Source organism: Catenulispora acidiphila DSM 44928 (genome assembly GCF_000024025.1).
Taxonomy (GTDB): domain Bacteria; phylum Actinomycetota; class Actinomycetes; order Streptomycetales; family Catenulisporaceae; genus Catenulispora; species Catenulispora acidiphila.
Window position 1 is genome coordinate 3,181,735 of the sequence record NC_013131.1, and the last position, 13,181, is coordinate 3,194,915.

Consider the following 13,181-nt stretch of genomic DNA (forward strand, 5'->3'; position numbering starts at 1 on the left):
CATGCCCGTCGAGTTCATCGGCATGATCGGCACCAAGCCGGGCTCGGAGACGTTCCGCGCCCCCGGCCCGATCATCGACCCCGACTACACCCGCCGCTTCGCGCGCGCCCACGAGGACGCCGGCTTCGACCGCATCCTCATCGGCTACGGCTCCGGCTTCCCTGAGGGCAGCCAGGTCGCCGCCTACGCGGCGGCACACACCGAGCGGCTGAGCCTGCTCATCGCGCACCGGCCCGGCTTCGTCGCGCCGACCCTGGCCGCCCGGCAGTTCGCCACCCTCGACCAGTTCACCGGCGGCCGCGTCGCGGTGCACACCATCACCGGCGGCCACGACACCGAACAGCGCCGGGACGGCGACTACCTGACCAAGGACGAGCGCTACGCGCGCACCGAAGAGTATCTCGGCATCCTGCGCCGGACCTGGACCGAGCAGGAGCCCTTCGACCACGAAGGCGAGTACTACCGGTTCGAGGGCCACCACGCCGAGGTCAAGCCGGTCACCCGGATCCCGCTGTACTTCGGCGGCTCCTCCGAGGCGGCGTACCGGGTCGGCGGCAAGCACGCGGACACCTTCGCGCTGTGGGGCGAGCCGCTGGCCGAGACCGCCGAGCAGATCGCCTCGGTGCGCGCCGCGGCGGCCGCCGCCGGGCGGATCGACACGCCGGGCATCTCCGTGTCCTTCCGACCGATCCTCGGCGCGACCGAGGACCTGGCGTGGGAGCGGGCCGAACGCATCCTGGAGCAGATCAAGGGCGGAGGCGGCGGCGCGTTCTGGTCGGCGAAGAAGGCGCCGTGGCGCACCCCGGGCCAAGCGCCGGAGAACGTCGGCTCGCAGCGTCTGCTCGCCGCCGCCGAGAAGGGCGACCGCCACGACCGCGCGCTCTGGACCGCCACGGCCAAGGCCTCCGGCGCCGGCGGCAACTCCACGGCGCTCGTCGGGACGCCGGAGACGGTGGCCCAGGCGCTCCTGGACTACGTGGACATCGGTGTCACGACCCTGCTCATCCGGGGCTACGACCCGCTGGACGACGCGATCGACTACGGCCGCCACCTCATCCCGCTGGTGCGCGCGGAGGTCGCCCGGCGTGAGAATCAGGGCTCTGGCACGGCCGGCTCCGCCGCGGCCGAGCCCGTTCTGAGCGGGGCCGCCCGGTGACACACAGCTGGCTTCCCGAAGGCCCGGCCGCCGTCCGCGGCACGGTCGTGATCCTGCCCGGCCGTGGCGAGCACGGCGGCGTGTACGAGCGTTTCGGACGTCGCCTGGCCTACGACGCCTACGCGGTGCACGCGGTCGATGCCGGTGACGCGGGCGCGACGCTCGCCGAGACGGTGGCCAAACTCGCCGCCGACGCCGTAGGACCGGTGGTGCTCGCCGGTTCGGACACCGGCGCCCTGCACGCGCTGGCCCTGGCCGTCTCCGGCACCGGGGCGCTCGGCGGCCTGATCCTGGTGGGCCTGCCGGGTCCGGACCTGCCCGAGGCACCGGCGGACTGGCAGCAGGAGCTCGAAGCCCGCACCGCCTGCCCGACGCACCGGGCCCGCCTCGACGGTGACGCGGACTTCGTCAGGGGAGCGCTGTCCGAGCCGGTGTCCGCCGAGTTGTCGGCCGTGCTCGGCGATCCGGCGCTGGACGTCCTGACGACGCCCGCGCTCGTCCTGCACGGCGCGGACGACCGGCTCGCCCCGGCGTCGGCGGCCTCCGCCCTGGCCGACCGGCTGCCCGGCGCCGAACTCGTGCTGGCCCGGACCGCCTCGCACGACGTGCTCAACGACGCGATCCACCGCACCGTCGCCGCACACGTCGTGCAGTGGCTGGAGCGGCTGCGCGCCGACGGCCCGGCCCGGCCGCTGCTGGCGGTCCGGCCCGCGGCCGCACCGGCGGCGTCGCGGTGACGACCGACAGCCGCGGTCCCCGTCCTGGCGACGGGGACCGCGGCCCGAGGGTCCACTGGTACCTCCCCACCGCCGGCGACGGCCGGGACATCGTCGGCTGGGCCCACTCCCGCACCGCGACCGACGACCCGCGCGCCGTCGGCCGCCCGCCGGATCCGGGCTACCTGGCCGACGTGGCCCGGGCCGCCGAGCGCCTGGGCTTCGAGTCGGTCCTGACCCCGACCGGGACCTGGTGCGAGGACGCCTGGATCACCACGGCGGCCCTGACCGCGCAGACCAGTACCCTGACATTCATCGTCGCCCTGCGGCCGGACTCGATCGCCCCCACGCTCGCCGCGCAGATGGCGGCGACCTTCCACCGCCAGTCCGGCGGCCGGCTGGCGCTGAACATCGTCACCGGTAGCGACGAACAGGAGCAGCGCCGCTTCGGCGACCGGCTCGAGCACGACCGGCGCTATGAGCGCACCGAGGAGTTTCTCAGGGTACTGCGAGGAGCCTGGGGAGCCGAGCCGTTCGATTTCCGCGGCGAGCACTACGACGTCACCGGCGCGACCGTCGGCCGCCGGCTCGACGGCCCGCCGCCGACGGTCTACCTCGGCGGCGCCTCGCCTGCGGCGGCGGATGTCTCGGCCCGCCACGCCGACGTCCACCTGGCGTGGGGCGAACCGCCGAAGGCGGTGGCGGCGCAGCTCGACGGCGTCCGCGAACGCGCCGCCGCACTGGACCGCCCGGCGCCGGAGTTCGGCATCCGGCTGCACGTCATCACCCGCGACACCGCAGCCGAGGCGTGGGCGCAGGCCGACCGCATGTTGGCCGCCCTGGACCCGGAGGCGATCGCCGTGGCCCGCCGCCGCTTCGCCGCCTCGACCTCGGTGGGCCAGCGCCGGATGACCGCCCTGACCGACGGCGGAGCCGACCGGCTGGAGGTCGCCCCGAATCTGTGGGCGGGCTTCGCGCTGGTCCGCCGCCACGCCGGTACCGCACTGGTCGGCAGCCACCAGCAGGTCGCCGAGCGGATCGCGGAGTACCGGGCGCTCGGTGTGGAGCACTTCATCCTCTCCGGCCAGCCGCATCTGGAGGAGGCGTACACCGTCGGCGAGGAGTTGCTGCCGCTCTTGCGGAAGCTGTAGACGCCACCTGTCCGCCAGGCTGAACCAGCAAGCCATCACCCTTATCGTGAGACCACCACGCCGAAGAGGTTCCGAGGGCAGGTATGGAACGCGAACTGCTCGACGAGTTCTGGCCGAGTCGGCGCATGTGGTGCTTTGACGAGATGTGTAGCCGGCCGCGCGCCGCGCGGCTCATTCATCGGCTGTCCCTCTCTCCCTTAAGGAAGCACCCATGTCCGTCACCGAGCAATATCTGCTGAACAATGAGGCCTACGCCGCCGCCTTCACCGGTCCGCTGCCGCTGCCGCCTTCCGGCCAGGTGGCCGTTGTCGCCTGCATGGACGCCCGGCTCAACGTCTACGCGACCCTGGGCTTGAAGGACGGTGAGGCGCACGTCATCCGCAACGCCGGAGGCGTGATCACCGAGGACGCGATCCGGTCCCTGGCGATCAGTCAGCGACTGCTGGGCACGCGCGAGATCATCCTGATCCACCACACCGACTGCGGCATGCTGACGTTCACCGACGATGTCTTCAAGCAGCAGATCCAAGATGAGATCGGCATCAAACCCGCCTGGTCCGCCGAAGCGTTCAGCGACCTGGACGACGACGTGCGCCAGTCCGTCAGGCGCATCCAGGCCAGCGCGTTCATCCCGCACACCGATGCCGTACGCGGCTTCATCTTCGACGTCGCCACCGGACGGCTGAACGAAGTGAAGTAGACAGTCGGCGGCCTTCCGTCTCCGTTCCAGACATCCCGCATGGAGCTGCCATGTTCCGCCCCACACTCCGTACCGCGCTCGCCCTCGGTGCCGGAGCCGCCCTGGCCCTGGCTGCCGCCGCGTGTTCACCGGCGAGTTCGAAGCCTGCCGCGACCGGGACGAGTACCGGGTCTGGTGCCCCCGACTGCTCGCCCGCGACCTTGCACCTGGTCGCCAAGGGCACGCTCACCATCGCCACCGACACCCCGGCCTACGCGCCCTGGTTCGACAACAACACCCCGTCCGACGGCAAGGGTTTCGAGAGCGCTGTGGCCTACGCGGTCGCCGCGAAGCTCGGCTTCACGCAGAGCCAGGTGAAGTGGGTCACCGAGCCCTTCGACAACAGCTACGCGCCGGGCCCGAAGAACTTCGACTTCGACCTGAACCAGATCTCGATCACCGACGAGCGCAAGAAGGCCGTGGACTTCTCCTCCGGGTACTACACGGTCACGCAAGGCGTCATCACGTTGAAGACCTCGAAATACGCCGGCGCCACCTCCCTGGCGGGCTTGAAGCCGGCCAAGATCGGGGTTCAGGTCGGCACCACGAGCATGCAGGCCGTGCAGGGCAAGATCGCGCCCTCGCAGCAGCCTGCCGTGTTCACCACCACCGACGACGAGGTCAACGCGCTCAAGAACGGCCAGATCGACGCGCTGGTCACCGACCTGCCGACCGTGTTCTACCTCACCGCCTCCTCGATCGACAACGGCAAGGTCGTCGGGCAGTTCGACTACACCGACTCCGGTGTCGAGCAGTTCGGTGCGCTGTTCGCTAAGGGCAATCCGCTGGTCGGCTGCGTCGACGGCGCCATCGATCAGCTCAAGTCCGGTGGCGAACTGGCCGCGCTCACCACGCAGTGGCTGTCCACGTCCGCGAACGCGCCGAAGCTCGGTTAGCCTCGCTCCGTGTCCACGACCGCATCCCCGGCGCCGCCGGGCTCTCCGGAGCCCGGCGTCCGTCAGCCCAGCACGCGCCACCTGCAACGCCAGGCCTATCGGCAGCGCAAGAACCGCCGTGATCGCATGATCGCGATCGGCTGCACGGCTGGCTTCGCCGCGGTGGTCGGCGTCTTGGTGGTCACCTCGCCCGGGTGGCCGCGCTTCCGTGAGTCGTTCCTGTCCTGGTCGGTCTTCCGCTCCTCGATGCCCGACATCCTGCGCGGCTTCTGGCTGAACATCCAGATTTTCATGGTCGCCGAGCCGATCATCCTGATCCTGGGCCTCGGCGTGGCGCTGATCCGCACCACCAAGTCCCCGGGGCTGTTGCCCTTCCGCCTGACCGCGACCCTGTACGCCGACGTCTTCCGCGGCGTCCCGACCCTGCTGCTAATCCTGGTCGTCGGTTTCGGTATTCCGGCGCTCCAGCTCAGCGGGACGCCCAAGGACCCTGTGGTGCTCGGGGTGGTCGCGTTGACGCTGTCGTACGTCGCCTACGTCTCTGAAGTCTTCCGTGCCGGTCTGGACTCGGTCCATCCGTCGCAGCGCGCTGCGGCCACGGCACTGGGCTTGTCGGAGCGGCAGACGTTGCGGTTCGTGGTTCTTCCGCAGGCGATCCGCAACGTCGTGCCGCCGTTGTTGAACGACTTCTCGGCGCTGCAGAAGGACACGGCTCTGGTTTCGACGCTCGGCGTGGTCGAATCCTTGCGACAGGCTCAGATCCACGAGTCGCTGACGTTCAACTACACGCCCTACGTCGGCGCGGCGCTGCTGTTCATCGCGGTCACCGTGCCGCTGGCACGCTACACCGACCGCCTGGCACGGCGCGCCGCCGCACGGCAGCAGGCAGGGGGAGCCCGATGAGCACCGAGGCCCTCGACGCCAACGCACTGCTGCGGCTGCGCGGCGTCCACAAGCGCTTCGACGACCGCACCGTCCTGGACTCGATCGACCTCGATGTGGCCGCACATCAGGTGGTGTGCCTGATCGGCGGTTCGGGCTCGGGCAAGTCCACCCTCCTGCGCTGCGTCGACCTGCTGGTCGAGGTGGACGACGGCACCATCCACCTCGGCGCCACCGAGCTCACCGACCCGGCCCTCGACCAGCGCCTGGCGCGCCGTCGCATCGGCGTGGTGTTCCAGGCCTACAACCTGTTCCCGCACCTGAGCGTGCTGGACAACGTAGCCCTCGCCCCGCGCCGGGTCCTGGGCCGCTCGCGGGACCAGGCCGAGTCCGAGGCGATGGCCCTGCTGACCCGCCTGGGTCTGGCAGACAAGGCCCGGGACTACCCCGACCGGCTGTCCGGAGGGCAGCAGCAACGCGCGGCGATCGCCCGCTCCCTGGCGACCGAACCCGAGGTCCTGCTCTTCGACGAGATCACCTCGGCCCTCGACCCCGAACTGGTCGGCGAGGTCCTGGACGTGGTCGCAGACCTCAAGGACCGCGGCTTCACCATCCTGATGGCCACCCACGAGATGGACTTCGCCCGGCACGCGGCCGACCAGGTCTGCTTCCTGGACAACGGCGTCATCCGCGAACGCGGCGAGCCGGACCAGATCCTGACCGAGCCCCGGGAAGCCGCGACCCAACGGTTTCTGGCCCGGCTGCTGAACCGTTGATCCGGGTCGGTAGTCCTAGCCGGCCGCGGCGCGGCGCCGCGTTCAGATGATGAGCGCCCCGCCGGTCGCATCGATCCACTGCCCGGTTACCCACCGGCTGTCGTCGGAGGCCAGGAACGCGGCGATGTCAGCGATCTCGGCGGGATCGGCGACGCGGTTCAGGGGCGATAGGGCTGCGGTCGCTGCGAGAGCTTGGTCGTTGCCGCGGAGCCAGGTCGCGTTGACGTCGGTGTCGACGACGCCCGGCGCGATCGTGTTGACGGTGATGCCGCGCGTGCCGAGATCCTTGGCGAGGTTGACGGTGAAGACGTCGATCGCTCCTTTGGACATCGCGTAGGCGATGAGTTCGGACATCGCCGCCGTGCGGGTCAGGCCGGTGGAGATGTTGATGACCCGTCCTCCGTCCCGCAGGCGGGTCAGGCCCTCCTGGGTGACGAAGAACGGCGCCTTGGCGTTGACCGCGAAGACCTTGTCGAACTCGTCGGGGTCGATGGCGCCGAGGTGTCCGTAGGGTCCGGGCACGGCCGCGTTGTTGACGATGATGTCGACGCCCTCCGCGCGGGCGTCGAAGGCTGCCCACAGGGTGCGGGCGTCGCCGGGTATGCCGAGTTCGGCCTGGATGGCGAAGGCTTCGGCGCCGGCCGCCTCGATCGTGGCGACGGTTTGCTTCGCAGCGTCCTCATTGGCGTTGTAGTGGACGGCGACGCGCGCGCCGTCCGCCGCCAGCCGAAGGGCGATGCCCTGCCCGATGCCCCGGCTCGCGCCGGTGACCAGTGCCGTCTTACCTGTGAGTGTGCCCATGGCGACGTCCTCCCCATTTCTATAACGTCCGTTAGCAAAAGGGAGCGTAGCACATTCACTAACGAGCGTTATAGAATCAGCCCGTGACATCGACCCCGCGTGGACGCCCCCGCTCATTCGACCGCGACGCGGCCCTGGACCAGGCCGTGCGCGCCTTCTGGGAAAACGGATACGAGGCGACGTCGATGGCTGACCTCAAAGAGCGAATGGGCATCACGGCGCCGAGCATCTACGCCGCATTCGGCGACAAGCAGGCACTGTTCACCCAAGCCGTCGAGCAGTACGGCCACACCTACGGCGAGTTCGTCGAACGCGCCCTGGCCGAGGAGCCCACAGCCCGCGAGGGCGTGGCACGGATGCTCCGCGAAGTCGCGGTGGAATACGCCAGCGACGAACATCCGCACGGCTGCTTGGTGATCAGCGGAGCATCCAACTGCACGTCAGAGGAAGCCAAGGCACTGCTACGCAGCCAACGGCTGGCCAACACCGCCGCCCTGACCCAGCTGATCCAGAACGACGTCGACGCCGGCATCCTTCCGCCGACGACGAACGCCCTCGCCGTGGCGCAGTACTACGGCGCGGTCATGCAGGGCATGTCACAACAGGCACGCGACGGAGTCGGACCCGACGGACTCACGGCGATCGCCGAGATGGCGATCGCCGCTTGGCCCGCTGTCGGCGAGTGACATCAGCCGCCGACTTGTAAGGGTGTAGCGGTTCGTGGTCACCGCGCGACTGCGATCACCGCGTTGTTCCCGGTATCCGGCGCCGGGCATCCTGCGCTCGTCATCGGGCGACCGTTCCGCGTCATCCGACCGGTGCCAGGGCCCGGGCGAGTCCGTCCCGAGCCAAGCCCGCGACGTGCCGGTAGCCGCGCGGTTCGGCCAGTGCGAGCGCCTGCCGGAACTGGTCCACGGCACGGTCCGGGTCGCCGGCCGCCAGACAGCTGCGGGCGAAGGCTTCGCGCAGGTAGATCTCCCGATAGACGTCGCCGAAATCGGTGGCCCAGGCCAATGCCGCCTCATGCCGGTCCAGAGCTTCGGCATGGCGGCCGAGCCGGCTCAGTGCTTCTGCGACATCGCCTTGGCAGATGGCCGCGAATGAGGCGTCTTGGTTGTCTCGGCACGCCGCCTCGGCTTCCTGGAAGTACGTCACCGCTCCCGGTAGGTCTCCATCGGACAGGCGGGCACGGCCCAGTACCCGCAGGCTCGTGATGCGCGGCGTCGGGTCCTGGGCCGTGGCCAGCACGTCCCGGGCGACATCAGCGGCCTCCGCGACGCGCCCCAGCGCGAGAAGGGAGTGGTGGGCTGTGAGCACAGCAGCGATGGCGACCTCGGTCGGATACCGGTCGGCCAGCGGCAGCTGACGAGCCTCCGCGAGCAAGTCCAGGGCCCGCGTGAACTCACCGCGGTCCTCGGCGACGGCGGCCACTCCGCGGATCGCGATGATCCGCATCCCGACGGCGCCGGACCGGGCCGCGATGTCGGCAGCGGCTGCGAAGTCCGCCGCGGCAGAGTCCAGCCGACCCGTGAAGTAGGCGGCGAGCCCCCGGCTGTATTCGAGCGCGGCCTGAATCGAGAGGTTCCCCAGACGCTCGGCGGCCTGGACCCCGATGTCGGCGATCCAGCGCCACAGCTCCCATCGGCCATAGCGGCCCAGCAGGTCCCCGATCAGCAGCGCGAACTGGGCGGTGAGGTCGTCGCGGCCTCGGCGCACGGTCTGCTCGACGACCCGCACGAGGGTGGCTTCCTCGTCGCGATACCAGGACATGGCCTGTTCCGGGGTGCTGATGTCGGGGACCTCGGCCGGAACGTGACGTACCGGCAAGACGTGCTCGGGGACGACGTCCAAGGCCCGCACTCCGCAGGTCACCGTGTGCAGGTAGAAATCGGTCAACCTGTCCAGCGCGGTGTCCCGGCCCTCGGCCGACTCCTCGCGCCGGGCGGCCTCGGCGGCCCGCTGCCGGATCAGGTCGTGGAAGCGGTAGCGCTGGGCGGCTGGTTCTTCCAGCAGGTTCGCGTCCACCAGATCGTCCAGCAAAGCCCGGGCCTCGGTCACCGGCCGTCCGGCCAGCGCCGCGGCGGCGAACGGGCCGATCAGCGTTCCGGGGTACAGGCCGAGCAGCAGGAACATCTGGCGCTGGTCGCCGCCCAGCCGGGCCAGGGAAGCGTCGATGACCTTCCCCAGCCCCGCCTCGTCGGACGGCGGCGGGCTCTCCAGCAGGTCGGCGACCGACCACGCCGGCCGGTGGCGCAGCCGCGCGGCGGCCACCCGGATGGACAGCGGCAAACCGCCGTACCGCCGCATCAGCTCGGCCACCGTCTCCGGGTCGGCAGCCGTGCCGGGTCCCAGCGCGACGGTGAACAGATCGGCCGCGTCGGCCGGACCCAGCGGGGCCAGGGACAGCGGCTGGACACCGTCCAACCCGACCATCCGGACCCGGCTGGTGATCAGCACGGTGTTCCGGCCCGCACCCGGCAACAGGGCCCGGACGTGGTCGGCGTCCGCGGCGTTGTCGAGGATGACGATCGCGCGCTGCCGGGCCAGTTCGGAGCGCCACTGCGCGGACCGGCCCGCCAGATCGTCGGGGATGCGCCCGCCCGGAACCCCGAGCGCCCGCAACAATCCGAGCAGTGCCTCCGTCGGCTCGACCGGGTCCCGGCCGGGCGTGAAACCGTGCAGGTCCACATACAACTGGCAGTCGGGGAATTCGGGCGTCAGCAGGTGCGCGACCTTGACCGCCAGCGCGGTCTTGCCGACGCCGCCCATACCGTCGATCGCCACCGCCTGTCCGGCCCTCGCCAGCCGGGACACGGTCTCGACCTCGGCCCGCCGGGCGGTGAACCCGGCGACGTCCCGCGGCAGGTCGTTGCGCGGCACGCGGCTCGCCGCCGCCGGCCTGTCGGCGGCGAAAGGCCGGCCGGGTGCCCGCCGCTCCCGCTCGGCGGCCTCCCACAGCGGCCGCAGCGGACGGGGGTCGTGCCCGGTGAACCGGCAGAACGCCACCACGACGTTCCACGACGGCGTCGCCTGACCGGCCAGGTACCGCGACAACGAGGAGTTGCTGACGTGGATGGCCTGCTCGACCGCACGCAGACTGCGACCCGACTCCGCCTTGATCTTCCGCAGGCTCCCGGCCAGGTCGTCGTGGCTCACCGTGCCGTCCCTCCCCTGTCGACTGGTCAGCGTCGATCGTACATACCGCCGGCCGCCGGACCGGGGCCCGGCGGCCGGCTCAGGTGGCTTCGATGTGTTCGGACTTTGATACGCGTCGGCTCAGACCGAGATGGGCTCCTCGCTCCGCTGCCCGGCGTGCTTGGGCGCCTTCTCCTTCTCGGGAGCGGCCGGCAGCGGCGGCTCGTGGCGCAGGACGCTCATCACGTACAGGCCGGTGAGGGTCAGCAGGACCGCGCCGGTGACGGCGGCGACGTGGAAGCCGACGGTGTAGGCGTCGCGGGCGGCACCGAGCAGGTGCCGGCTCACCGGGCCGGGGTACTGGTCCGCGACGGCCACGGCGCTGCCCAGGGTCTGGTGGCTCTGGGCGATCGCGTCGGCGGGTATACCGGCCGGGGTCTGCCCGCTCATCTTGTGGTGGTAGACGGCGGCGCCGATGCTGCCGAGCAGGGCCATGCCCAGGGCGCTGCCGAGTTCGGAGCCGGTCTCGTTCAGCGCCGACGCGGAGCCGGCGCGTTCGGCCGAGGCGGCGGTCATGACCATGGTGCCGGCGATGGTCTGGGCCGCGACCATGCCGCAGGCCACCGCGCCCGCGCCGATCAGCAGCACGGCCACCGGGTTGCCGGGGCGGACCAGCAGCAGGACGGCCGCCCCGGCGGCGGCGATCAGGAAGCCGCCGCCGATGAGCGTCGCCGGGCGGATTCTCGTCGTCAGCGTTCCGGTGACGGCCATGCCGACGCTGACGGCCGGGAGCACGGCCAGCGACCACAGCGCCGCGGTGAACGGCCGCATCCCGGCCACCGACTGCAGGTACTGCGTGTTGTAGAGGCTGAATCCGATCATGACGAAGTTGCCGAGCGCGTTGACCAGCACTGGTACGCGGAAGGCCGTGGTGCCGAACAAGGCGGTGTCGATCAGCGGATCGGCGGCGGTGCGCTGCCGGATCAGGAACGCGATGCCCAAGGCGATCCCGAGGGCGACGGCGGCCAGCGCGCCGGCGCTGTACCCGTCGACCGCGAGCTGCTTGACCCCGTACACGGTTGGCAGAACCGCGGCGATGGACAGCACCGAGCCGGCATAGTCGAAGCGGCGGCCGTCGGCCGGCATCTTGAACTCCGGCAGCAGGATCGGCCCGAGGACCAGCAGCAGGGCCATGGCCGGCAGGTTGATCAGGAAGACCGAGCCCCACCAGAAGTGGTCCAACAGCAGACCGCCGACGACCGGGCCCAGGGTGGCGCCGCCGACGATTCCCCCGGTCCACAGGCCGATCGCGCTGTTGCGCTGCTTCTCGTCGTGGAACATGTTGCGGATCAGGGCCATCGTCGAGGGCATCAGCGTGGCGCCGGCCAGGCCGAGCAGCGCCCGGCTGGCGATCAGCAGATCCGCGCTGCCAGCGTAGGCGGCGACGGCCGACGCCCCGCCGAAGGCCGCGGTACCCGCCAACAGCAGTCGGCGACGGCCGATCCGGTCACCGACCGCCCCCATCGTGATCAGCACCCCCGCCAGGGCGAAACCGTACGCGTCCATGATCCACAGCTGCTGTGTAGCGCTGGGCTTCAGCGACGCGCTGATAAACGGCAGCCCGAACAACAACACCGACATGTCCATCGAGATCAGCAGGCACGGAAGAACCAGCACCGCCAACCCGATCCACTCCTTGCGACCCGCCCGGCGAGGCGGAGTCGGCGATATCAGTCCATTGTCGATCATGGCGCTCTCCTCAATGCCCGGCGTCGGCCGGGACGGCGGCGGATGGCTGTTCCAGGCTGCGGGCGGTGACGTCGCCGTCGGCGGTGGTGGCGTGGATGCGGAGCTCGGCTTCGGCGCCGGCGGAGTTCTGAAGCGAGTTGTGGATACGGCCGTTGGGCGCCCCGGCGTCGAGGGTGGCCGACACCCCGCCGACGGCGCCGACGGTGATCTGACCGGACTGCGTGCGCAGGGTGACGGTCCCGCGTGTGGCCTCGGCGACGGCGATGTCACCGCGCTGAGTACTGAGCTCGGCCGAACCGCCCAGGCGGCCGACGGTGATACCGCCGTCCTGCATGGCCAGGCGGCCACTGGCGATTTCCTCAAGCTGCACGGAACCAACCGCGCCTTCATAGGTGACATCGCCAAGCGATCCGATACCGCGGAAGTCGGCAACCGCGGCCTTGGCCTCGACACGGGAGCCCAGCGGCAGCCAGACGGTCACCGCGACCGATCCAGGATCGATGCCGAGGACACGGTGCCCGGCAGGCTCGCCATCGACCCGCAGGACACCGCCGCCGTTACTGATCAGGACCCGCTGAGCCGCCCTCACATCGCGGCTCTCGGCGGCATCACCGGGCCGGACCTCCACCTCGGCATCGAAGCGGTCGGCGGCGATGAGACGAATGCTGCCCACAGAAATGTCGAGGACGACACAGAAGGGCAAGGCGACCGGAACGGTCTCTGGTGCGTTCATGCGGCCATGGTCGGATTACCCGTCATCGCCGCACAGGGCCGGAGCGGGGCACGGGGCAGCCGACCGCCCGCGACACCTATACTCACCAGCCCGTTCACCGATGCGGCACGGTGCCCCGTAATTGCCCCAACTGGGGCGCAGCAGCCCACACCTGCCGGAGCGATCGAACAACGGGCCACCTCAAACCGCTACAGACATATCAGTGGCGTTCACATGGGGGACCATTCGGCGCCTCATGCACCACGCGAATCGGGCGCGACCATGAGCGGTACCAGCGGGACACTTCAACCCCCGGAACCGCTGTCAGGCTGTGGATCTAGACTCCGCCCGTGACCGCATATCGCTATCTACCACCGCGGTCCGTATCGCCGAAGACGAGCTGGTCGATGCGTTCCGGCGAACTCGCCGCCGACGGCCAAGGTCCCGGCAGGGCGCCCACAACGCGTT

General features: G+C 70.6%; 12 protein-coding genes. 8 read left to right on the forward strand and 4 right to left on the reverse strand.

Going from position 1 to position 13,181, the window contains the following annotated elements; all coding sequences use genetic code 11:
- Position 1 precedes the first annotated feature (1 nt).
- The 7 genes from CACI_RS13805 (at position 2) to CACI_RS13835 (ending at position 6,316) form a co-directional block, all read left to right on the forward strand.
- Entirely contained in the window at positions 2–1,156 is a 1,155-nt protein-coding gene (locus tag CACI_RS13805) for an LLM class flavin-dependent oxidoreductase (RefSeq protein ID WP_012786977.1), read from the forward strand.
- Positions 1,153–1,893, forward strand: coding sequence for an alpha/beta hydrolase (locus CACI_RS13810; RefSeq protein WP_012786978.1), 741 nt, complete (start codon positions 1,153–1,155; stop codon positions 1,891–1,893). The genes CACI_RS13805 and CACI_RS13810 overlap by 4 nt, the downstream gene beginning before the upstream one ends.
- Positions 1,890–3,023, forward strand: a complete 1,134-nt coding sequence (locus tag CACI_RS13815) for an LLM class flavin-dependent oxidoreductase (RefSeq protein WP_012786979.1) — start codon at positions 1,890–1,892, stop codon at positions 3,021–3,023. Before CACI_RS13810 ends, CACI_RS13815 begins: the two co-directional genes overlap by 4 nt.
- Positions 3,024–3,234: 211 nt before the next feature.
- A complete protein-coding gene (locus CACI_RS13820) occupies positions 3,235–3,723 on the forward strand; it encodes a beta-class carbonic anhydrase (RefSeq protein WP_012786980.1) in 489 nt (162 codons plus the stop codon).
- A gap of 50 nt (positions 3,724–3,773) precedes the next feature.
- On the forward strand, positions 3,774–4,658 hold the full coding sequence (locus CACI_RS13825) for an ABC transporter substrate-binding protein (protein ID WP_012786981.1): 885 nt from the start codon (positions 3,774–3,776) through the stop codon (positions 4,656–4,658).
- 126 nt (positions 4,659–4,784) lie between these two features.
- Positions 4,785–5,561 carry an amino acid ABC transporter permease gene (locus CACI_RS13830; RefSeq protein ID WP_012786982.1) on the forward strand — a complete coding sequence of 259 codons (777 nt, stop codon included), beginning with the start codon at positions 4,785–4,787 and terminating at the stop codon, positions 5,559–5,561.
- Entirely contained in the window at positions 5,558–6,316 is a 759-nt protein-coding gene (locus tag CACI_RS13835) for an amino acid ABC transporter ATP-binding protein (RefSeq protein ID WP_012786983.1), read from the forward strand. Before CACI_RS13830 ends, CACI_RS13835 begins: the two co-directional genes overlap by 4 nt.
- Before the next feature lie 42 nt (positions 6,317–6,358).
- Here the strand turns inward: CACI_RS13835 and CACI_RS13840 are convergent, their stop codons facing one another.
- The gene (locus tag CACI_RS13840) at positions 6,359–7,117 is read right to left on the reverse strand and encodes an SDR family oxidoreductase (RefSeq protein WP_012786984.1); all 759 of its coding nucleotides are present in this window, start codon (positions 7,115–7,117) and stop codon (positions 6,359–6,361) included.
- Positions 7,118–7,200: 83 nt separating this feature from the next.
- Here CACI_RS13840 and CACI_RS13845 point away from each other — a divergent pair, with 83 nt between their 5' ends.
- A complete protein-coding gene (locus CACI_RS13845) occupies positions 7,201–7,803 on the forward strand; it encodes a TetR/AcrR family transcriptional regulator (RefSeq protein ID WP_012786985.1) in 603 nt (200 codons plus the stop codon).
- Between the two features lie 121 nt (positions 7,804–7,924).
- On the opposite strand, the gene CACI_RS13850 is transcribed toward CACI_RS13845, so the two are convergent.
- The 3 genes from CACI_RS13850 to CACI_RS13860 all read right to left on the reverse strand — a co-directional run bounded on the left by CACI_RS13850 (position 7,925) and on the right by CACI_RS13860 (position 12,734).
- Positions 7,925–10,273 (reverse strand): tetratricopeptide repeat protein, encoded by a 2,349-nt coding sequence (locus CACI_RS13850; RefSeq protein WP_012786986.1) that lies wholly within the window; start codon positions 10,271–10,273, stop codon positions 7,925–7,927.
- A 120-nt stretch (positions 10,274–10,393) separates the two neighbouring features.
- Entirely contained in the window at positions 10,394–12,001 is a 1,608-nt protein-coding gene (locus tag CACI_RS13855; protein WP_012786987.1) for an MFS transporter, read from the reverse strand.
- Between the two features lie 10 nt (positions 12,002–12,011).
- Entirely contained in the window at positions 12,012–12,734 is a 723-nt protein-coding gene (locus CACI_RS13860; RefSeq protein ID WP_012786988.1) for a DUF4097 family beta strand repeat-containing protein, read from the reverse strand.
- Positions 12,735–13,181 lie beyond the last annotated feature (447 nt).

Bases quoted from the DNA above. Each gene is read 5' to 3' on its own strand.
- CACI_RS13860 (WP_012786988.1), bottom strand. From the start codon at position 12,734: ATGAACGCACCAGAGACCGTTCCGGTCGCCTTGCCCTTCTGTGTCGTC.
- CACI_RS13805 (WP_012786977.1), top strand. From the start codon at position 2: ATGCCCGTCGAGTTCATCGGCATGATCGGCACCAAGCCGGGCTCGGAG.
- CACI_RS13820 (WP_012786980.1), top strand. From the start codon at position 3,235: ATGTCCGTCACCGAGCAATATCTGCTGAACAATGAGGCCTACGCCGCC.
- CACI_RS13825 (WP_012786981.1), top strand. From the start codon at position 3,774: ATGTTCCGCCCCACACTCCGTACCGCGCTCGCCCTCGGTGCCGGAGCC.
- CACI_RS13840 (WP_012786984.1), bottom strand. From the start codon at position 7,117: ATGGGCACACTCACAGGTAAGACGGCACTGGTCACCGGCGCGAGCCGG.
- CACI_RS13830 (WP_012786982.1), top strand. From the start codon at position 4,785: ATGATCGCGATCGGCTGCACGGCTGGCTTCGCCGCGGTGGTCGGCGTC.
- CACI_RS13855 (WP_012786987.1), bottom strand. From the start codon at position 12,001: ATGATCGACAATGGACTGATATCGCCGACTCCGCCTCGCCGGGCGGGT.
- CACI_RS13835 (WP_012786983.1), top strand. From the start codon at position 5,558: ATGAGCACCGAGGCCCTCGACGCCAACGCACTGCTGCGGCTGCGCGGC.